The following is a 21,228-nucleotide window of genomic DNA, read 5'->3' on the forward strand; positions in this document are numbered from 1 at the left end:
CGATATGACTACGCCCGCGTTGACATTCTCCGAAGATCAGGCTGATGCCTTTGATGCCGTGGCCGAGCTGATGCGCGGTGCTGGCGTCGATCTTGATGATAGTCTTCTGACCCCTCCGCGTGACAACGCGAACTCCCAAGTGATGGCTGTGATCGGCAAAGCTGGTTCGGGTAAGACCATGCTTTTGGCCAAACTTTACAAAGTATTAGAGGATGCAGGGGTTGATATTGTTTCGGGGGATTACGAGGGCAAGGCCCGCAAAGACCGTCGAACATTGGCGATCCTCGCACCGACAAACAAGGCCGCCAGTGTTCTGCGAAATCGCGGCGTTCCAGCCACAACGATCCACCGAATTTTGTACACGCCGATGTACGATCCCGAGTACGAAAAGGTTGCCGAATGGTTGAACGGCAATGGCGAGCGTCCCGAGATTGAGGGGTTGACGGACGTCGCCCTAGACCGCGCGATGACATCCTTCCAAGCCAACAAATCAGTGCCCGCAGCATTGGCTGCTGCAGGTCTGCGCGGCAGTGATTTTATCACTGGATGGAAGCGGCGCGAAAACCCTCTCGACATTGGATTGGTCGACGAGAGTTCGATGTTGGATGAAAAACAGTTTGCCGACCTGCAAGAGATCTTTCCAACGCTTGTGCTATTTGGTGACCCCGCGCAGTTACCGCCGGTCAAAGCCAAGGGCGACGCCGATGGTGGCATGGTTTTTGACGGTTTGGCCGAGCCGCGCAAACGTGTTCTAAGCCGTGTCCACCGTCAAGACGGCGATAATCCAATCCTTGATCTTGCGCATGCGTTGGCTGATCCGGCTCTTCAATTCCATGACTTTGAGCGGATGATCCAAGACGCGGCACGAGTGGACGAACGGGTTGTATGGGCTGAACGGGTCGAAAGCGATTTGATGTCGCGGAGCCCTGTTCTGGTTTGGCGCAATGCCACACGTATCCGGTTAATCCACGCATTTCGCGGCGCCTTTGGAGCACCCGAAGACGAGCTGTTAGAGGGCGAGCCGCTGATTTGTGACGGGATCGAGCTACCAATGAAGCACCGGAAAAAGCGCCTCGATCTAGAGGCGCGAGGGCTGATCAAGGGCGCGCATGTTGTGTACCTGGGGCCAGGGCGCAAACCTGGTTTCTCGCGGTTGCATGTGATGGGCGCCGAAGACCCGCAGGTCAGTGCAGCCTCAATCGTTAAGATCGAGCAAATGGATGATGAAGAACCGTTTATCCCATTCGCTGCACGTATGGGGGCCACGTTCTTACACGGTGCTGCCGTGACAATTCACAAGGCGCAGGGCTCGCAATGGGACACGGTGCAGGTGTTCGCGCCTGACATTTACGCGGCGAGCCGGATGGGCCGTGTCGAGGCAGGCAAGCCATTGTGGAAACGTCTTGCGTATGTGGCGATCACACGGGCCGAGACCCAATTGCGATGGGTCGTGCGCAACCGTTTGGGCAAGCCAAGCGGCACGTTGCAAGTCGATGATTTGAAAACAGCGCCAGCGCCGCTCGAGCTGTCAACGCAGAGCGACGGAGATTAACGTCGGAACGCTTGGAAAATAGCTGACGCGCCCCAGCCCGCAACAATGGCGATAAAGAGCGACATCAAACCGTAAAGAAACGCATTTTCATGAGCGAGGTTATAGAGCCAACGCTCAAGTCCGACTTTGGCGACGTCTATCTTGGTCTCATAGACGTCGATCACAGCACCGTCTCGGGTCAGAAAAATACGGGTACTATAGTCGCCCTCGGTCAGGTTCGCAGGCAATTCGATCGCAGTGCTAAACAGCGTGTCTTCTTCGAGAGATACTTGGCCTTCGAGTGTTTGATAGAGCTGCTGGCCCGCACGAATTCGGATCAGTGCCTGTGTGAATGAAGCGGTATCATCGACGGTCGCACCAACAGACCGAATGGCTCGAGGGATTGTGATGTGATGCCGCAAGTCTTCGACATCTGAGAGAACGTTCGCCATTGGACTGGTTGTCGCGACTGCGTAAAACGACGGTGCCGCATCCACTTCGACAGCCTCGGTATTGACCCAAATACCCAATCGTTGGTCTTTGCGTCGAACCGTTACGGGCTGGTCGGGGCCAGAGACCGTGATGATGACTTCGAGGTTGCTGTCAGAGGGGATCATATCCTCGCGTTTGACAGCGCCAAACACCAAAATATCGTCGCCATCAAATGTTGCGGTGATTGCCACGCTATCACGGCTGAGGCCGAGCACGACCTCTTCTGCAGCAGCGGGTGCTGCGAGGCAGAGCATCATTATCAAAGCGCGGATCATTCGTGACCTCCGGCGCCCAGCGAATAGAGTTCTGAGGGCTGAACCAGTAGATCAAATGCCAGTTTGCCACAAACCGCGAGAACCATCAGAGCCAGCAAAATGCGCAGCTGTTCGGCCTTCATTTTGACGCCGATGCGCGTGCCGATTTGGGCGCCAATGACACCACCGACCAACAACAAAACAGCGAGGGCGATATCGACGGTATAGTTTGTTGTTGCGTGAAGCATGGTCGTGAACGCGGTCACGAAAATAATCTGGAACAGCGAAGTACCAACAACCACCTTGGTTGGCATCCCGAGCAAATAGATCATCGCCGGCACCATGATAAAGCCACCGCCGACGCCCATGATCGCCGCTAGAATGCCAACGACGACACCCACTGCGAGCGGCGGTAGTACCGAGATATAGAGGCCCGAGACGCGGAACTTGGTTTTAAAGGGAAGCACGTGGATCCAGCCGTGCTTTTTGCGAGTAGGAACAATGTTCGCTTTTGAACGGCGGATCGCGCGCCAGCTTTCGATGAACATCAGCCCGCCCACAACACCGAGGAACACGACGTAGCAAAGCTTGACCAGCAGATCGACCTGACCTAGCGATTTTAGATAGTTAAAGATGAAAACACCGAGTGCGGCACCAACCAATCCGCCGAGCATCAGAACGGTGCCCATTTTCAGATCGACCGTTTTACGCCTGAAATGTGCCAGCACACCAGAGAACGACGAGGCGACGATTTGGTTCGCTTCAGTGGCGACAGCCACTGCTGGTGGAATGCCAATAAAGAACAACAGGGGCGTCATCAAAAACCCACCGCCCACGCCGAACATCCCTGAAAGAATGCCGACAATCCCGCCCAGTCCGAGCAAGAGGAAAGCATTCACCGATACTTCTGCGATGGGAAGGTAGATTTGCATGACACGTCATAGACCCAGACCATGCGCTTGGGCAACGGCTGGACTCATGAAAATTGGCTATCTGGGTCACAAAATGCTGCAAAGCAGCATGAAGCGTGAAGAATTGAGACCAGCCTTGCGCGTTTTTATGTGAAAACGCCCAGAGTGTTCGGGTTAACAGGCTCTGGGCGGTCTCATTATCGTTCTTTGACGTAGGGCGCGCCACCTGCACGTGGCGGCACCGCCCTGCCGACAAAGCCTGCAAGGATGACGACAGTTAGGATATAGGGCAGTGCGTCCAACAGCTGGATCTGGATCTTGAACCCGAGCACGGCCTCTATGACGTCTGGACGCAGAGAAATCGCCTGCAAAAAGCCAAACAGCAACGTCGCACCCAGCGCATGCCAAGGGCGCCATTTCGCAAAGATCAGAGCCGCCAGCGCGATAAACCCGCGACCAGCCGACATGTCCTTGGTAAAGCCCGCCTGAAGCGCTGTGGCGAGATACGCACCGGCGATGCCACACAGCACACCGCAGATCGCAACAGCCGCATAGCGTAGCCCAATCACCGAAACACCGGCTGTGTCGACGGCTGCCGGGTTTTCACCAACGGCGCGCAGACGCAGGCCGAACCGTGTCCGGTTCAACAGCCACCATGTGAAGGGCACAAAGGCGAGCGCGAGATAGACGAGAATCGTATGGCCCGAGATCAGCTCGGCATAAATCTGTCCGATGATTGGTACGTCTGCGACCGCTTGGGCAAAGGGCAGGTCAATCGGTGTGAGCCGCCCGCCACCAGACAACTGGGGCGTACGCCCGCCTTGTCCGAACCAGTTGATGGCAAGAACCACCGTTAAACCCGCCGCGAGAAAGTTGATTGCCACACCCGAGATCAATTGGTTTCCGCGGAATGTGATAGACGCCATCCCGTGTACGATCGACAGTAGCATCGATGCGCCGATACCGGCGAGCAGGCCCAGCCAGACCGAGCCTGTTACAAACGCAGCTGCCGCCGAAATAAACGCAGCGGCGAGCATTTTGCCCTCTAGTCCGATGTCAAAGATACCTGCACGTTCCGAATAGAGACCCGCGAGACATGCCAGCAACAACGGTGTCGCGAGACGGACGGTTGCGTCGAGGATTTGGAGGAATGTGTTAAAATCCATGACTTAACCCTCTGCCACGATACGTTTGCGGCGCAGCGCAAGGAACATGCGCTCTAGCGGCATCCGGATCATATTGTCGAGCGCGCCAGTGAACAGGATCACCAACGCTTGGATAACGACAACCATTTCGCGGGGAATTTTGGTCCAAAGGCCCAGTTCCGATCCACCTTGGTACAGAAACCCAAATAGGAGTGCGGCGATCAAAACGCCCAACGGATGCGACCGCCCCATCAAGGCAACTGCGATCCCGATAAATCCTGCGCCCTCAACGTTGTTCAGCACCAGACGCTCGGCCTCACCCATCACGTTGTTGATCGCCATCATACCGGCCAAAGCGCCCGAAATGATCATAGCAATCATGATGATTTTGGTTGGGCTAATGCCCGCGTATTTCGCAGCACTTTCGGAATGACCATAGGCGCGGATTTCATAACCTAGTCGCGTGCGCCAGATCAGCACCCACAACAGGAAACACGCGGCCAGACCGACCAGCAACGTGATGTTGGCGGGGGGGGCTTTGCTCCATTCGATACCAAACACGCCAAAGAAGTCGTGCAGCGTTGGAAGATGTGTCGCCTCAGGGAACTTGCCAGTTGCGGGCTCCATTGCGCCGCGGGGCTTGAGCGGGCCAACCAGCATGTAATTCATCAATGCAGCTGCGATAAAGTTAAACATGATCGTGGTGATAACGATGTGGCTGCCCCGTTTCGCCTGAAGATAGGCAGGGATAGCGGCCCAAATCGCACCAAAGAGGCCACCAGTGATGACTGCGCCGATCAGTGCCAGCGACCAATGGGGCCACGGGATATACAGACAACAGATCGCGACACCCAAGCCGCCCAAGGCTGCCTGACCTTCGCCACCGATGTTAAACATACGGGCGTGAAAGGCGATTGCGACCGCCAGACCCGTAAAGATAAAGTTGGTCGCATAGTAGAGCGTATAGCCCCACGCATAGGTCGACCCCAGCGAGCCCGAGATCATCAGATTGATCGCGTCCCACGGGTCTTGGCCACTGGCCCAGACCATCAGGCCAGACAGCACAAAGGCCATGATTAAACCGACCAGCGGGATCAGAACGACGTCTGCCCATTTTGGCATCACATCCATTATGCGGCCTCCCCGTTCATACCGGCCATTAGCAGGCCTAGTTCTTTTTCATCTGTTTCGTTGGGCAACCGTTCGCCCATGATTTGACCGTCAAACATAACTGCGATCCTGTCGCTTAGTGATAGGATTTCTTCCAACTCGACCGACACCAATAGGATCGCTTTACCTTGATCGCGAAGGGCTACAATTTGTTGGTGAATGAATTCGATCGCGCCGATGTCGACACCGCGTGTTGGTTGGCCGATCAACAGCAGATCTGGGTTCCGCTCGATTTCTCGGGCCAGCACGATTTTCTGCTGGTTGCCGCCGGAAAAGTTCTTGGCCGCGAGGCGCGGGTTGGGCGGACGTATGTCGAACCGCTCCATCTTGGCTTCGGTGTCTTCGCGGATTGCGGTGTTGTTCATCAACATGCGGTTGCGTTGATATTTCGGATCGTGGTGATAGCCGAACGCAGTGTTTTCCCACGCTTGGTAGTCCATGATCAAACCTTCGCGCTGGCGGTCCTCTGGAACATGCGCGATGCCACGTGCGCGGCGGCTCTGGGCATCAGATTTTGCACCGGTCAGGCCGATGTCCTGACCGTTGACCTTGATCAAGCCTGTGCCGCGTCCATAGCCGCCCAGCACCTCTAACAGTTCCGATTGGCCGTTGCCGGCAACCCCCGCAATCCCGAGGATTTCGCCCGCGTGCACATCCAACGAGATGTTGCGCAACCGCTCGACGCCTTTGCTGTCGATCACGTTCAAATCGCGCACTTCCAAAACCTTGGCGCCGACTTTTGGTGCAGCTTTTTCTACCCGCAGCAGAACCTTGCGACCGACCATCAGTTCGGCCAGCGCTTGGGGGCTGGTCTCTTGGGTTTTGACCGTCGCTGTCATCTCGCCACGGCGCATCACGCTGACCGTGTCCGTCGTGTCCATGATCTCGCGCAGTTTGTGGGTGATCAGGATGATGGTCTTACCTTCGTCCTTGAGCCGTCCGAGAATGCGAAACAGCTGATCCGCTTCGGCTGGGGTCAGCACGCCTGTTGGCTCGTCCAGGATCAGAATGTTGGCTTGGCGGTAGAGCGCCTTGAGGATTTCAACACGCTGCTGCATGCCGACGCCGATGTCTTCGACAATCGCGTCAGGATCGACGTTCAATTCGTATTCTTCCGCCAACGCCTTGAGTTCGCGGCGGGCCTTGGCCAACGACGGACGCAACATCGCGCCATCCTCAGCGCCTAGAATAATGTTTTCTAGGACGGTGAAGTTCTCAACCAGTTTAAAGTGCTGGAACACCATGCCGATGCCTGCGGAAATCGCGGCTTGGCTGTCAGGGATCGCAGTCTTTTGACCCTTGATGAAAATCTCGCCGGCGTCTGCTTTGTAGAACCCATACAGGATCGACATCAGCGTCGACTTGCCTGCACCATTCTCTCCGATAATGCCGTGGATCGTGCCGGGCATCACGCGGATCGAGATGTCCTTGTTGGCTTGAACGGGGCCAAAGGCTTTGGAGATGCCTTTGAGTTCGATGGCGGGGGCTTGGTCATTCATGAATACAGATCCCAAAGTAGGAATTAAGGGCGACTAGGCGCCGGTGCCAACATAACCGACCATTCGGACGATTTTGTCGCCATCGTGGTCAATGAAATACTGGCCTAGCTGTTCTTTGCCATCGGCCATGCGGAATGCGATGGTCGCGCGCTCGGATGCGCCGTTCGTATCGGACTTGATGACAACGGCCTGTGCGCCCGGCGCCATTTCGACAAACATACCGACATAGCCGGTAACGGCATCAGCGCCGGTCAATGGCTCGGGTGTGCGGGGATCAGCGTATGTCGCGGCGTCGGTCATGGCGGCGCGAACCGCGCCCACGCGGGCGGCAGCGTGAGCTTCACCCCATGCGCCGAAAAACTGTTCTGTGGATGTCGTCATCGTCATCTCCCCCCAAATGGTGAGGCCGCGCCGTTGTCCAGCGCGGCCTCGTTTGTCGTAGTTTGGTCAGCCTGACTTAGAAGTCGAGCGCTGGGCAAGTCTCGTCAGATGTGTAGTCGTGAACCATCAGCTCACCAGACGTGATTTTGGCAGATGCGTCTTCGATCATCGCCTTCATGTCGTCTGTGATCAGCTCAGCGTTGAACTCGTCCAGAGCATAGCCTACGCCACCTTCGGCGATGCCGAGGTTGTAGATGCCTGTCTCGAGGTCAGTGCCTTGGCTGAATGCTTCGTAAACAGCATTGTCTACGCGCTTGAGCATGGATGTTAGAACCTGACCTGGGTGCAGGTAGTTCTGGTTGCTGTCTACGCCGATCGACAGGATGCCTTCGTCAGCAGCAGTCTGGAGAACACCAACGCCTGTACCGCCAGCGGCTGCGAATACAACGTCAGAACCTTGGCTGATCTGCGCTTTGGTCAGCTCGGACCCTTTTACCGGGTCATTCCATGCAGCAGGTGTTGTGCCTGTCATGTTTGCAATGATGTTTGCATCTGGGTTTGCCGCTTTGGCGCCCTGTGCATAGCCACATGCGAATTTACGGATCAGTGGGATGTCCATGCCGCCGACGAACGACACTGTGCCGCTCTCGGATGCGAGACCAGCTGCCATACCAACGAGGTACGAACCTTGCTCTTCTTTAAAGCCAATGCCGCGTACGTTTGGCATGTCGACCCAGTTGACGTCGATGACGGCAAACTTGGTGTCAGGATAGTCAGCGGCCACTTCGGACAGCGATGATGCGAATGCGAAACCAGCCATGACGATTGGGTTTGCACCAGCTTCTGCAAAGCGGCGCAGAGCCTGCTCGCGCTGTGCGTCGGACTGCAATTCAACTTCGTTGAACGAACCGCCAGTTTCTTCGGCCCAACGCTGTGCGCCATTGAACGCAGATTCGTTGAACGATTTGTCGAATTTACCGCCAAGGTCGAAAATGATGGCAGGGTCGGCAGCAGCAGCACCGGCGGTCAACGCCATGGCCGCAGTCGCGCCGAGGAATGTTTTCATAAGGGTCATAGATCTCTCCCAGGTCTTTGATGAGCAAAAGACGGCATTGTGCGCGTCTCTCTGAGCGGTCCGATTGTTTCGGATCATCGTGAGAGTAGGACTCGTACGGCGCGGAAGTTCAACAAGTTTTTAGGGATTTTTAGTTGCCGTAGTGATATATTTGACCATTTGGTCAGGTTTACAGCGGCAACTCGACCACTTACGCCAGTTTTAGGGGCCGTTTGAGAACCAAAGCGTCCGCATGTCCGTCGGGACGTTTATAGTATTTCGGACGTCGGCCTGCCTCGCGGTACCCTTGGGCCGCATAAAGCGCGAGGGCAGGGGCGTTATCTTCGGCAACTTCGAGGAACGAAACTTGGGCACCAGCCTGAGCGGCGGCATATTCATAGGTGGCCAGCAACGTACGTCCGTGCCCGACGCCTTGTTGGCAGGGCTCGACAGTCACCATTAGGATTTCAGCCTCATCAGCGACCACACGCCCGATGATAAACCCGACGGGGCCGTTGATGATGAATGTCGGCTCTTCTGCCAGCAGTAGCTCGAACTCTTTGGCCGACCACGCGCGGCCATGTTGGTATGCGCGGGCGTGCAATGCAGCGAGGTCTTTGGGTGTCATGGAACGATCCGTGGGGCTGTGTCGCGGGCAGGGGCAGCATCAGCTGCGCGCAAATAGAGCGGTGCAGGTGACGTGGTGGTACTGGGAAGACGTGACGCCGCGATATGCGCCATCGCATTGATCAGCGGCATCGCAGGGACGCCCACACGCCACTGTGTCAGCGCGGCAATCTGCTTTGCGACATCGCCAATGACCACTGGTTCAGACCGCGCCGGTAAGGTGGGCAGGCCCTCTGCCGTCAGGTCGCATTGTGTGGGCCCAGTTTCGGGGCCAGTGCAGAATGCCTGAACATAGGCACGGTCACGGCGTGCATCCATACAGGCGACGCGCATTCCCGTTTGACCGTAGGCCAGCGCCTCGAGGTTAGAGACCCCGATCGCTGGTTTGTTCATTGCCAATGCGAGGCCCCGTGCGGCCGAAACCGAAATGCGGATACCGGTAAAGTTGCCTGGTCCAACGCCGACGCCCACAGCGTCGAGATCGCCCCAGCCTAGGCCATGCTCGGCCAACACTTCGTTTAGCATTGGCATCAGATGTTCTGCTTGGCCCTTGGCCATCTCGTCAATCCGGCTGGTCAGAATTTGATCGCCCGACAGCAAAGCGGCGGCGCAATGCGCCGCCGACGTGTCAAAGGCCAACAGGGTCGGCTTAGGCGGCAACGGGCCGAACCTCGAGCACCTCAGGAATGTAGTGGCGCAGCAGGTTTTCGATACCCATTTTCAACGTCAGAGTGGATGACGGGCAACCCGCGCAGGCACCTTGCATGTGCAGATAAACGACACCGCGGTCGAAACCGAGGAATGTGATGTCGCCACCGTCTTGTGCCACAGCTGGGCGGACGCGTGTATCCAGCAGCTCTTTGATCTGGCCCACAATCTCGGCATCCTCGCCTGTGTGCTCGGCATGGCCGCCACTGGTTGGTGCTTCGCCATCGATTACGGCCGCGCCTGATTGGTAGTGTTCCATCACTGCACCCAAAATGGCGGGCTTGATGTGATCCCATTCGATATCGTCGCCTTTGGTCACGGTCACAAAATCGGTGCCAAAAAAGACGCCAGTTACGCCCTCGACCGCAAAAATCCGTTTCGCCAGTGGCGATTTTTCGGCTGCTTCGGCAGATGGGAAATCGGCCGTGCCCATGTCCAGCACGGTCTGACCGGGCAGGAATTTCAATGTAGCGGGGTTCGGCGTTGATTCTGTTTGAATGAACATGGTGCAGCTCCTGAATGGGTCTCTTAAATGCGCCTTGCAGGGCTCAATGTCAAGGTTTTGGAATGATTCTAAACTAGGTGATTGCCTCAAGGCGTTCTTTTGTCATGTCGCCGGGAACGATCGTGATCGGGATCGGCAAGCTGCCCGAGTTTCGCGACAGCTGGGTCACCAGTGGACCGGGTCCCTTTTTGTCGTCGCCAGCGCCAAGCACGAGCACACCAATTTCAGTGTCTTCTAGCACTTGCGCCATGATCTCGGGTACGGGCTCGCCTTCGCGGATCACCAGCTCTGGATCGATGTTCTGTTTGTCCCGCATCCATTTCGCAAAGACTTCAAAGTGGGCGTGGATACGCTCGCGGGCTTCTTCGCGTGCGATCTGTGCCACGCCGATCCAGTGGTTGAATTCGTCTGGCGGAATGATGGCCAAAACCTCGACACCACCGCCCGTATGGGCAGCACGCAGGGCCGCGAAACGCATCGCGTTCAGGCATTCGCGGCTGTCGTCCAAAACGACCAAAAACTTGCGCATCTTAGGCTCTCCTTTGTCCGATGCTGATTGTGCAGCACAGCGCCACGACTGGCAATCGGATTCGCCTATGCCGTTTGCGTCAGATCAATCGTCTAACACCGCGCAAACAGGCCGATCCCACAGCATTGGCGCCGAACAGCACAACCTGCAGGACCGCTGCGTAAATCAGCGCGGCAGTCGCCAATGCCACATCAGTCAACTTGACCATTGTTCGAAAGACCCGCGATTTCCCGAGAACAGCCAACGTTGATGAGGTACGCGCGCCGCGTATATCGCTGAGGCGCGCGAGACGGGCAGCATCATCCGCCCCATCAACATATCGCATCAACACCAATGTGTCCGTGAGCGAGGTATTGCGTGCGACGCGGGTCAAATCACCGGTCACGTCCTGCAAGCGCGCCAATTTTGCAGTGTCCAGAAATTCGTCTAACGTTGCAGTGCCGTGCATGTATGGTAGGATCTTCTTGGGCTTCAGATCAACCCGCGCCACTCGGGATAGTTCGCCAGAAAACCGCGGTGTCAGCGTGCCCATCTTGCGCGCGACACGCAGTGATGTTGCACCCGCTTTGACACTAGCGCTGCTTCCGGCGGTTATGACCACAGTCGCGGTCGCACCCAGCCCCACAATGGCAAGGGTCACGTCAATCTTGTCGACGTCGCCCCCTGTGGCCGCCGCCCATCCGGCGCGGCGCAACGCATTTAGATCTCCGACTGGGGTGAGCTCGACTGGAAGCCCACAGGTCGCAATCATCGCAACCGACGGGCATTGTGCGATGTCCGCAATACAGCTGCCACAGGTCCGCGCCGAGGCCCAAAAACCCGTTATCTCGGCCTCTAGGGTGTCGATCCGCGCTGCGAGGTCCGGATCAGGCGCCAGCCCATGTTCTGCAGCAACCAACGCAACGGTTTGAACACGGTCAAAGTCACCAGTGGCCAACGCCAGTTCCATCTCGCGGCGCGCCCAGTCTGGGGTGACAGCTCGCGCCATTGCACTGGTCAGAGCACGGTCCAGCTCGGACGCCGTGCGATCAACCCAAGGGGTCGCAAAAGGTGACGTCGCAAGCAGCAAAATCAAACCGAATGTTGTTAGGAAAAATGGCAGAACCAGCAGTCCCAACCGCAGTCGGCGCCGCCACGGTTTACGCGCTGGAATGGGCCCAATCCCAATAGAGATCGCGCGTACGGCGGGCCAAAGGACCTGCCTGATATTGACGATCGTCAAAGGCACTGACCGCAGTTACCTTGGCCATATTGCCGGACAAGAATACTTCGTCAGCATCGCGAAAGTGGTCAAAACTGAGAACCTGTTCATGCACGGTGACGCCATCGGCGCGTAGGTTTTTGATGTGCCGTGCGCGGGTGATCCCTGACAGGAATGTACCGTTGGCAATGGGCGTAAACACTTCGCCATCTTTGACCATGAACACGTTGGCTGTGGCGGTTTCGGCCACGTTGCCCGCGACATCGGCGACCAGCGCGTTGCCGAAGCCCTTTGACCGCGCTTCGGCCAACATTCGTGCGTTGTTGGGATATAGACAACCCGCCTTGGCGTTGACGACATTGTCCTCGAGAACGGGGCGGCGGAAACGTGTCTGGGTCAAAGTGGTTGCATGCTTATGCGACGGCATAGGGATCTTTTCGAGACACATGGCAAACGCTGTAGTCTCGGCTGCAGGAACGATCGCAGTCGGATCACCATCAACGGCCCAATACATCGGGCGGATATAGACAGCGGTCTTGGATGAATAAGCGGCCAGCCCTTCCCACGCGAGATTGACCATCTCTTCGGGCGTCATCGTAGGCTCCATCATCAAGGCGCGGGCAGACGCATTCACACGCGTGCAATGAGGCAGCAAATCAGGGGCTATGCCATCAAAATAGCGCGCACCGTCAAAGACGGTCGAGCCTAGCCATGACCCGTGGTCAGCGGCCCGCATGATGGGGACGTTTCCGTCGTGCCATGTGCCTTCGAAATAGGTGCGAATGTTAGTGCCTGCCGCCATGATATCCTCGCTGTTCTGCAGACACGCTATTGTGCATGCCGTGTTCCAGCAAGCAGCAATCCGAGACAGGTTGCGGCATTGTGATTTGCCTCAACCACGGAATGGGTTCTTTCATACGTATGAAAAGACGCAACCATTGAGAGGGAAACACCATGCTGACACGACGCCATTTGCTTCAATCCTCTGCGGCCTTGATGATCTTGCCCTACGCTGCGCGGGCTGCTGGTCACAGCGGAGATACCTTTGCCAGCGCAACTGGCGAGGTTTCAGTTTTCTGTCACGTAGACAGCGAGTGTAACAGTGGTGTCGCAGTTTGGACCCCTATTTTGTAAGGACTTGGGCGCCTGACAAACCATACACCCAAAAAGGATACGGGTTTCCCATATCTTTTTCCTCATCAGAGCAGACGGAAAGCATACTTTTTTAGGGGTCGTTAAAAACGCTCTCAAACCCCATTTTCGGTGTTGCAAACCCATACCGCATCCTGCCTATGCGCTCCGATATTTGATGTCTCCGCGCATCGGCAGGAAGCGGCCTTGCCATCGTGTGTTCGTAACACCCCCTTTTTTTAGATGGAGTTCATATCGAGGTTTTCCCACCAACTCTTGAGTTCTGCGGGATAGTGTTCTTGCAGGTACTTTTCGACCAGCACTTTGCGCTGAGGGGATAATCGAATGGGGTTCTTCCAGGGCTCAAAATCAATTCTTCATCTCCTTCACTAAATCCAAATACCTGCCGAAGCCTGTCTTTCGAACGTCTGCCGCCGCGGGCCTCTCAATAGCTCGTTGCATAGCGTTGAGAGACCCAAGGAAGTGCACTTGTTCCTGGGCGCGCGTCAGCGCCGTGTAGATCAATGAACGATCCACAATCTTGCTTGGGAAGGTGGGGATGATGACGGCGGGCCACTGGCTTCCTTGCGCCTTGTGAACCGAGATGGCGTAGGCCAGTTGCACGAACTGCCCATCCTCTTCCTTCAGCTCGTGTTCCGTCCCATCGAGCAGCGCGCAGATACGTTCATCCTCAATCGATAGAACCCTTCCCAATGCGCCGTTTGTCAGTCCCCGTTCAGCGTTGTTCACGGTCCAGATGATCGGCTCTCCTACCGCGATGTTTGTACCTGGCCAAAGCGTCGGGCCACCCTGCATGGCAAGGCCGTGGAAGTGGGTGTTGATGATATCGATTTCTTTGTTCGTCGGGGCGATGATCTGAACGTGATCGGGGTGGTTGCCATCTGCGTGCAGTGCCGTTTGCAGGCGCACGATTTCATGGCAGAGATTGTCCCGCTCACAGGCATCGAAGGTGACGCCCGGCTTTGCGCCGGTAAAGGGCGGTAAGGTGCCTATGATGCCATCACGTACGCCCTCCGCCAAAGCAGGAATACCGGTGCGTTCATCCTGCCGATGGACACGGTCCAGAACGACCTTCCGAATGTCGGGATGACGAACAAGCGCATGGAAGACAACGCCCGGAGAAACAGGCGGAAGCTGCGCTGGATCTCCGCACAGAATGAGCGATGCATCACCCAGACGGCGCAGTATGCGCCAGACCTCAACAAGGCCAAGCATGGATGCTTCGTCGGCAATCAGCACCGTGTTCTCATCGAGAAGCGTGTCACTTTTTTCCTGTTCAATCAGGAAGCGTGCGACGGTAATCGCCCTACGGCCCGTCGCCTCATTTGCCCGTTGAGCAGCACGCCCGGAAAGCGTGATAATGAGGGGTGTTTTTCGCAACGTCTCCTGCGTCTGGCAGACCTCTTTGAGGACGGTTGTTTTTCCTGAGCCAGCATAGCCCGCCAACACCAGCAGGCGGTGCCGATGAGACATGCGGACAGCCTCTCGCTGCGCATCGGTGAGCGGGAATGGCTGGGGAGCCTCGTATTCCTCCAGAAGCGCATCGAGCGTGTCGGGATCGGTGATGCCAGAACATGGCGTCTGTGGCGCAAGCTGAGCCAGCTTGAGAGCGCAGTACGCCTCCATATGGGCAGCGCCGGGTGGTTGAAGCTCTCCAGCAAGCCCTATGGCCCCACCAGCCTTCACAGCGGCCTCAGCAACCTCAGCACCACACTTGTACCCCAAAAGCCTCTCAGCGACCCTCAGAGCGTCCTGAGAGGCCAATAGAGTGGACCCAGCCCCAAGGCAGGCACTCCCTGACAGAGTAGCCTCTACAGCGGCCACCTGGCGTCGCTCGTCCTTGGGGCCGATGTTGAGAGCTGCCCCAATACGATCCACGGTCTTCCAGTCGGTGATGGCGATAAGGAGATAGGGGTTCTCGCGGATGGCATCGATGCCCTGCGGTCCCCAAGCCCGCGCCAGCCGGATTGCCTTGGCGGCGGGAATGTCTGCGGCAAGGCTGTCGAGCCATGCAAGGAAGGTCGTCTCTGGCAGGCGGGTTTCCAGCACTGCGGCCGCATTCAGCGCAGCCTCCTCGCCAATGATATCCGCGACACCCTCATCCTGATCAAGAATGGCTTTGGAAAGATCGTCGCCAAAGGCCTCAGTCAGAGCGGCAGCACGCTTTGGGCCAATGTTTTTGAAGGCGCGTTCACGGGCAAGGTAATGCTGGAACATCGACGGGCTTTGGGGGAGACCGCCGTTGTCGGGAGGGGTGTGTGCGTTCATGCTTTTCCAGGTGCAATACGACCGCCTAAGGCGATCAATTCAGCGGTCTCATCGGCGCGGAACAACTGCGCCCTAAGGCTGGCATTCTCAGCCTTCAACTCGGCGTTCTTGCGCTCCGTCGCAGACAGCCGCAGGCTTACTTCCTGGAGCCGTGCGAGTGGGACCATTTGTGTGTTGTCCGACGGGGCAGTCTCCTCAGCCGCAACGCGCCCCTGACGGCTGTAGGAGAGGCCCTGCGTCGTAGCATATTCCGACAGCATTTCCTTCACCTCGGGGTAGCGGGAGAGTTGCTGTCTGGATAGGCCAGAGAGCGTGAGTATCTGTCCGAGTTGCAGGGATGTGCCGTCGTTCGGCAGAGGCTTTCCAGTCACCTCTGCCGCTTCGATCAGACTGCCCAGAACGCGGAGCGCTTCGGCTTTCTTTGAATGGGACATTTGAGTGCTCCCTAACCTTTGGACGGACTAAAATCGACCGGTGTCGGGGGGCGCTCCATGCGGACGATATCGACGCCATTCACCTTTGCATTGTAGAGGACTGTGTGGAGCCTGTCTTCCAATGCAAAGATACGTTCATCGAGTTTTTCGATATGCTCAGGGGGGTTTTCTGGGAGCTGGGGAGCAGGCGCTTTCGCAACCTTCTTTTTTTGCTTTTCCAGGTCATCCAGAACCGATCTTCGCGCAGCGTAAGCCTCCGCAATTTCAGGCCTATTTTTCAAGCTGAGCATGGCGTGGGGAAGATTGAGCTTATCATTGACCGAGTTCGTAATCTTCCCCCATGTGATTTTCCCTTTCATTCTGCCGATCAGAGCAATGATGTCCTGTATGTTCTGCTTGGTGAGGTGTTTGCTCATCACTGCTTCTCCAGTTTTTTCATTTCACTGATGCGCCTCTCAGAATGGCTGAAGGAGACATGCTGAAGCGCCTCAGCGTTTTTGATCTGCTGCCCCTTGAGCTCCTCGTCAGAGAGGTATTGTTCAAGTTGACTGACATGCTCCAGTTGCTGTTCCATCGTTGCCTTTGTTCTGGGATTTACGCGGCCACCGGCCTGCTCATGTTCCTGCATATTCTGTACGGCGCGTTGGCGACGCTGCACATCTTCCGCCACAGCATCCATGTGCTTTTTGTTGCCAGCTATGCAGACAAGCTTCGTGCAGGTGGTACATGCCCCAGCCCGGTCACATGGATCAATTCGAAGAGCTTGGGTGCAGAACCCAAAGGGTGTTGAGTGGATCGATTTGCGTAGAATTGCCGCCCGATAATCCAGATTATCGGGACTATCGTCGACGATAATTGGGAGCTTGTCCGCTGGTTCAACTTCGGGCTTGTTCCTGTCCATAATCTCCTGAACCACGTCTTCCAGATCCGTGTGATCATAGTCCTGATTTTGCGCGATATGTTTGCGACCTGACCAGCGCGCAATATGGACCTGAGGAACGTTGGCTCGTTGTGCAACCGTGTTCAGCCAATGGCGGATTTGGTGCGTGTTGATGTTTGGATAGTCACCATTCGGAAGCGTCACACCAAGGCGCTCAAAAACGTTTGGTTGCCAAGTTTTTGATCCGTCACGGTGGTTTATGAACCTGCCATTGAGGTCCATCTGAATGGTCTGCGAGGTGATGCATGTAGGCAGACATGGGCTGGTGCCTTTTCCATCGTCGTACGCGTGAAGCAGATGCGTTGTCAGGCAGTCTTTGTATTCTACGCCTGACAATTCAGACACCATCGGCCATCCCTTAGGAAGCTGACTGCGCCAATACGCTTCAACGCTTGCGAACGTGTAGACACCGTAGCGCACGCTTACCAAATGCCTCTTTACTATACCCTCCAACCTAAACAGGCCGAAGATTTTAGAAACCTCAGAAGATTTGACTTCACCTGTCTGGCGCAGATGTTCCAAGTCAGGAGGAAGAGGAATTTGATCTGGATCGCTAATTTTTTTAGCGAGTGCACGACCTTTTTCGCTTAGTTTCCGCAAACGTTTGATGGCTTCCTTGGCCACCGGAACCATTTCTTCAACGACGAACTTTACCTGAGGGGGACCGCCCTTGACGGGCCACCAGCGCACCCCATACCGGCTAAACCAACCCCGGTAGTTTACGTTCTGGTCGAACGGCAGTATATCGTCCGCTGGGCTGTTTTCTTCCCCGTCCTCAACCTCCAGATCAAACGGCAAGATTGTGGTCTCCTCGATCCGACAAGGCGCGCAAAACATGAGCGCCAATATCGACGTTGTCAGGATGTCTCTATCGGTGATGTCTCTATCGGTGCCTATTTCGCCCGCTATATGGAAGGCATCAGCGATCGCAAAGGCCTCATCATTCGTGAGCGTTTTCTTGGCGTGCTTCTTCTTCTGTTCCGGAGACTTTATGCGGTTCTTATCGCTCGTAACATACTGAGCCACCACAATATCATTTGACACATTTGGGCAAACCCCGGCCCTGTTTAGGGTAGAACAGATCTCGCGCACACCTACACCCAAACTGTTTTGCATTTGGGTGCTTTCGGACGATTTAAATGCAGCCACCGCCTGCTCTGTGGTTAGCGCGGCAATGTCACCTGACTTGCCAGCCTCAAACAACTGCTGCTCCAACCGCTGGAAGGCCTTAAGGCGAATCCCGAAAGCACCTCTGCTCAGCCTACGGCCTAAAGTCACCTTAAGAAACTGCGCCATGTAAGCCTTCGCGACCCCATTGAGCGGCTCGGGAAACGGCTTCGCTTTCTTACCCAGGCCATCCCTCACAGTCTTAAAGGAAATGGTCTGACTGCTAGCGTTATTGTTCGCCTTCGTGAGCGCGGTTAGATCCCACTTCATGTCATCGAATTTGATGCCAGCTTTCTTGAGAATGGTGACATTGCGCCCAGCTTGAATAAAGTCGGAAACGGCCTTGTTCTGTTGTGTTATCAACTTGGCTACATTGGACACAATCATTTCTCCAATTCTTTTTGCGCGGCATGGATGGCCGCAATATGGCGGTCGATGGTGCTGGCAAATTCGGTGTCCCCAACGGATTTTGCTTCCCTTCTTTTTGCCACCAGACCTTCGAGAAGAGGGGTCAGATGCGCCTTTTTCGATAGGCGGAACTTGGGGCATAGAAAGCATGCGAATGGGGCGGATAAGTCGTCCAGCGCACCACAGCCGCCGGACGCGCAACCGCCCAATTTCGGCTGACGGCTTTCAAAATCAGACACGACCGTGCTGAGGGCAAAATCATCCAGTTCTTCCTCGGTAATCACTTCACCTGTGAACCGCGCTGCGGCGTGCATAAATTTGCCATCAAGCAAGCTACTCATCTGCTGATGATGGCGCGTTGCCACCTCCACATACGCCTCACAGCTTTGAAGGCTATCATGCTCCAACCAAGCCGCGATGACCTCAGCGGTGCACCCCTGGATAGCAAGCAGCGTTCCGACTGTGTGGCGATCCCGATTTGCAGTGATCCTCATAGGCTTGCCCGTACGGGGCGAGATTACCTTTAGCCTAAGCATCATCCGCCTGTAGTGGGCCGAAAAACTTTCACTCGGGAAGTGGCCCTCTAGCTCTGGATCATCGAGACTATTTTTGCCCCTTGGAGGCGTGAACAGTGCGCGCTCTTGCCAGGGGATTTCGCTGTCCTCTTCCTTGCGCTTGAGCGCATGCTTTTCCAACACATGGGCATAGAACATCGGGGTGGGCCGTAGTGGCCCGCGATCAAACTTGGGACTTATTTTCTTGCGAATAGGGAAGCGTATTTGGGTTCGATTTTCACCCGTCAGCGCGGGTGTTTGGACATCACCAAGTTTCAGCGCAGCGTTTGAGATGGGACGCTGTCCGTAGAGCCGCACTGTCATCGCAAGGAGGTAGTCGTGGTCGCTAATTTTGCCTTTGTCATAGGCCTCTTGCAAGGCCTGATCTATGGCAAGAATTTCACTGTCGAGATACGGGCCTTCGTTCGGATCGAGCGTTAAGATATGGATACATGAGGTCTTCTTAGGGGTCGTTCGGGTGACTTCATTTTGCAGCTCTGCGTCCGGCGCCAGATATTCATGCGAGAGCATTTCGAGAACAAAGAATTTTGCTGGGACTAAGTAATTTTTGCTCTCACTTTTGAGAGTAAATTCCCGAATATCATCGGCTGTAATCGTTGCGAGTTTCGAACCCGGCGCACGGCCTTTGATAACAAGCTCAGCGAATGCCGATACGGCGAGCATATCGGATTTCACAGCAGCGGCCGTGACGCTTTCAAGCCGCGCACTTGCGGTTGCTTTTATGGCGTTCAAAAGCTCGGGCGTGCAGACCTTTGCAAGACGCTCGAAGCTGATGTTGTGGTTGTTACCCCCAGACACGAATGGACCCCATTTCAGGTCATTCAAATTGTATGCTTTGCCGTTATGGTAGCGAACCGTCAGTTGCTCCCGTGTGGGAAGATTGGTGCGGATATTCATACCTTAGGTCCTCCGTTCGGGCCGGTCAGTGCTTCCCTGGTGCTCCAGCCGTCTTTCATCGCTTGACGCGATAGTTCGAAAGCACTCCCTTTGCTGTAGTGTTGTGTCATCTCGGAGTAAGGCGACCAGCCATTGATATACGTGGCCACCTTGCGGTACTCTTCGTTGGTCCACCCTTGCGCCTGTGCCAGTGCAGAAAGCTCCTGATTTTGCAGGTGGCGGAATGCGTGGAAGTTTACCTTGCCAGTGCCAAGTTTACCGCATGCGTGTTCGAGAATTCTAACCGCAGACGTCTTACTGATCGGTTTGTTTTTATGCTTCTCGGTGTTGTTTGAGAGGCTTAAAAAAATAAAGTCATTGGTGCGCGCATGAGGGATCTCTTGGTTCATTTCCTCCCATTTTTCAAGCAACGCAAACGTATGCTCATGCAACACGATCTCGCGGTCATTCGTTTTGGTATTTCCTTTCCTGGCCCGCGCGTTGTCTGGATCGTTGTGACGGCGCCTGATTTTGATCAGGCCGCGCGGTTGGAAATCGCACCATTTAAGCTCTCTCACCTCACTGATACGCCCGCTCGTCTCCATCACAAGACGCAAGAAAACCTCATTCCTCAGAGCGATGGGGCTCTTCTTGGCTTTATCTCGCTTGTCTGGCCAGAGACCTCTCACGTCGCATGTGAAAAAGGCCTGTACAAATTTCTGAGCATTATTGATCCTTGTGGGCGATATGCGAGATGCGATGCCCTTGGAGGCACCACTCATCAACTGCTGGGAGATTGAACCCGGAGCATAAATCGATTTCTTTTTTGACACCTTTTGCGGGGGTGCTAAGCGCTTCTCTCGAACCTGCATATTTACAGTTTTGTCACGCCCATAGTTGCGCAGCACAGCGTTCCCATGTTCGCCCAAAAATCTCAGGTAAGTGTCGGTGTGTAAGCGCCTTGAGCGCAGTTCGCTGTCCGATACTGTCTCACGCGCCAAGAGCCAGTCATTCAATTTGATTGGGGGAGCTATCAGGAGGCTGCGAAGGTCGTTCACATATAGGGGAATGAACGATTTAAAATCTTCGATCTGAGGAGATGACAGGCACTCTCCATGGACCATCTCTTTCTCTACATCAATGCCCACAAACTGCGCCCATAGCTTGAGCGGCATGATGGATTGAAGCATCTTTTCAATCGACGACGGGGTCAGATGTCGGTTGGATGCGCTCCACATCCAACCATACCAATCATAGGAACCATCATCATTGATCGGGATTACAGCCCGTTCGCCCTTGAGATTTCCATGTTGGCGTATGATCACTTTAATGGGCAAAACAATATCCTTCGATGGGTTCAAAAAGAACGCAATCCATGCATAAAGAAGCCGGAGGCTCTGA

Annotated in this window: 21 protein-coding genes; 2 read left to right on the forward strand and 19 right to left on the reverse strand. The window is 55.6% G+C overall.

From position 1 onward, the window contains the following. Positions 1-4: 4 nt before the first annotated feature. Complete coding sequence (locus tag TR2A62_RS14870; protein WP_009160598.1) at positions 5-1,552, forward strand: ATP-dependent RecD-like DNA helicase; 1,548 nt, start codon at positions 5-7, stop codon at positions 1,550-1,552. Here the strand turns inward: TR2A62_RS14870 and TR2A62_RS14875 are convergent. From TR2A62_RS14875 to TR2A62_RS14935, 13 genes are all read right to left on the reverse strand, one after another. Further along, a complete protein-coding gene (locus TR2A62_RS14875) occupies positions 1,549-2,298 on the reverse strand; it encodes a TIGR02186 family protein (protein ID WP_009158103.1) in 750 nt (249 codons plus the stop codon). The two genes, TR2A62_RS14870 and TR2A62_RS14875, sit on opposite strands and share 4 nt — an antisense overlap. Continuing rightward, the gene (locus TR2A62_RS14880; protein WP_009159679.1) at positions 2,295-3,209 is read right to left on the reverse strand and encodes a sulfite exporter TauE/SafE family protein; all 915 of its coding nucleotides are present in this window, start codon (positions 3,207-3,209) and stop codon (positions 2,295-2,297) included. The genes TR2A62_RS14875 and TR2A62_RS14880 overlap by 4 nt, the downstream gene beginning before the upstream one ends. 176 nt (positions 3,210-3,385) lie before the next feature. Then, positions 3,386-4,354: an ABC transporter permease gene (locus TR2A62_RS14885; RefSeq protein ID WP_009159107.1), complete on the reverse strand. Its 969-nt coding sequence runs from the start codon at positions 4,352-4,354 to the stop codon at positions 3,386-3,388. A 3-nt stretch (positions 4,355-4,357) separates the two neighbouring features. Further along, positions 4,358-5,464 (reverse strand): ABC transporter permease, encoded by a 1,107-nt coding sequence (locus TR2A62_RS14890; protein ID WP_009157968.1) that lies wholly within the window; start codon positions 5,462-5,464, stop codon positions 4,358-4,360. Next, positions 5,464-7,002 (reverse strand): ABC transporter ATP-binding protein, encoded by a 1,539-nt coding sequence (locus TR2A62_RS14895; protein ID WP_009157417.1) that lies wholly within the window; start codon positions 7,000-7,002, stop codon positions 5,464-5,466. The genes TR2A62_RS14890 and TR2A62_RS14895 overlap by 1 nt, the downstream gene beginning before the upstream one ends. 33 nt (positions 7,003-7,035) lie before the next feature. Further along, entirely contained in the window at positions 7,036-7,383 is a 348-nt protein-coding gene (locus tag TR2A62_RS14900) for a hypothetical protein (protein ID WP_009157953.1), read from the reverse strand. Positions 7,384-7,459: 76 nt separating this feature from the next. After that, on the reverse strand, positions 7,460-8,458 hold the full coding sequence (locus TR2A62_RS14905) for a BMP family protein (RefSeq protein WP_009158747.1): 999 nt from the start codon (positions 8,456-8,458) through the stop codon (positions 7,460-7,462). 190 nt (positions 8,459-8,648) lie between these two features. Continuing rightward, positions 8,649-9,065, reverse strand: coding sequence for a GNAT family N-acetyltransferase (locus TR2A62_RS14910; protein WP_009159825.1), 417 nt, complete (start codon positions 9,063-9,065; stop codon positions 8,649-8,651). Beyond that, complete coding sequence (gene tsaB / locus TR2A62_RS14915; protein ID WP_040820824.1) at positions 9,062-9,724, reverse strand: tRNA (adenosine(37)-N6)-threonylcarbamoyltransferase complex dimerization subunit type 1 TsaB; 663 nt, start codon at positions 9,722-9,724, stop codon at positions 9,062-9,064. Before tsaB ends, TR2A62_RS14910 begins: the two co-directional genes overlap by 4 nt. After that, positions 9,714-10,277, reverse strand: coding sequence for a NifU family protein (locus TR2A62_RS14920; RefSeq protein ID WP_009160565.1), 564 nt, complete (start codon positions 10,275-10,277; stop codon positions 9,714-9,716). Before TR2A62_RS14920 ends, tsaB begins: the two co-directional genes overlap by 11 nt. Before the next feature lie 73 nt (positions 10,278-10,350). Next, on the reverse strand, positions 10,351-10,806 hold the full coding sequence (locus TR2A62_RS14925) for a universal stress protein (RefSeq protein ID WP_009157811.1): 456 nt from the start codon (positions 10,804-10,806) through the stop codon (positions 10,351-10,353). 79 nt (positions 10,807-10,885) lie between these two features. After that, positions 10,886-12,028, reverse strand: coding sequence for a hypothetical protein (locus TR2A62_RS14930; RefSeq protein WP_190275713.1), 1,143 nt, complete (start codon positions 12,026-12,028; stop codon positions 10,886-10,888). Further along, positions 11,946-12,809, reverse strand: a complete 864-nt coding sequence (locus TR2A62_RS14935; protein WP_009159411.1) for a branched-chain amino acid aminotransferase — start codon at positions 12,807-12,809, stop codon at positions 11,946-11,948. Before TR2A62_RS14935 ends, TR2A62_RS14930 begins: the two co-directional genes overlap by 83 nt. 152 nt (positions 12,810-12,961) lie before the next feature. Between TR2A62_RS14935 and TR2A62_RS19220 the strand changes: the two genes are divergently transcribed. Beyond that, complete coding sequence (locus tag TR2A62_RS19220; protein ID WP_009157737.1) at positions 12,962-13,141, forward strand: hypothetical protein; 180 nt, start codon at positions 12,962-12,964, stop codon at positions 13,139-13,141. A 366-nt stretch (positions 13,142-13,507) separates the two neighbouring features. Here TR2A62_RS19220 and TR2A62_RS14945 read toward each other — a convergent pair whose 3' ends face one another. From TR2A62_RS14945 to TR2A62_RS14970, 6 genes are read right to left on the reverse strand one after another with little or no spacing between them, the layout of a single operon-like run. Further along, on the reverse strand, positions 13,508-15,427 hold the full coding sequence (locus TR2A62_RS14945; protein ID WP_009160913.1) for an AAA family ATPase: 1,920 nt from the start codon (positions 15,425-15,427) through the stop codon (positions 13,508-13,510). Continuing rightward, positions 15,424-15,861, reverse strand: a complete 438-nt coding sequence (locus TR2A62_RS14950) for a hypothetical protein (protein ID WP_009159886.1) — start codon at positions 15,859-15,861, stop codon at positions 15,424-15,426. Before TR2A62_RS14950 ends, TR2A62_RS14945 begins: the two co-directional genes overlap by 4 nt. An 11-nt stretch (positions 15,862-15,872) precedes the next feature. Continuing rightward, a complete protein-coding gene (locus tag TR2A62_RS14955; RefSeq protein WP_009157409.1) occupies positions 15,873-16,277 on the reverse strand; it encodes a hypothetical protein in 405 nt (134 codons plus the stop codon). Then, positions 16,277-18,355, reverse strand: a complete 2,079-nt coding sequence (locus tag TR2A62_RS14960) for a DNA-binding protein (RefSeq protein WP_009160312.1) — start codon at positions 18,353-18,355, stop codon at positions 16,277-16,279. Before TR2A62_RS14960 ends, TR2A62_RS14955 begins: the two co-directional genes overlap by 1 nt. After that, positions 18,352-19,848 (reverse strand): site-specific integrase, encoded by a 1,497-nt coding sequence (locus tag TR2A62_RS14965; protein ID WP_009159429.1) that lies wholly within the window; start codon positions 19,846-19,848, stop codon positions 18,352-18,354. The genes TR2A62_RS14960 and TR2A62_RS14965 overlap by 4 nt, the downstream gene beginning before the upstream one ends. Further along, entirely contained in the window at positions 19,845-21,164 is a 1,320-nt protein-coding gene (locus TR2A62_RS14970; protein WP_009158377.1) for a site-specific integrase, read from the reverse strand. The genes TR2A62_RS14965 and TR2A62_RS14970 overlap by 4 nt, the downstream gene beginning before the upstream one ends. Positions 21,165-21,228 lie beyond the last annotated feature (64 nt).

It is taken from the genome of Thalassobium sp. R2A62 (genome assembly GCF_000161835.1).
Classification (GTDB): Bacteria; Pseudomonadota; Alphaproteobacteria; order Rhodobacterales; family Rhodobacteraceae; genus Thalassobium.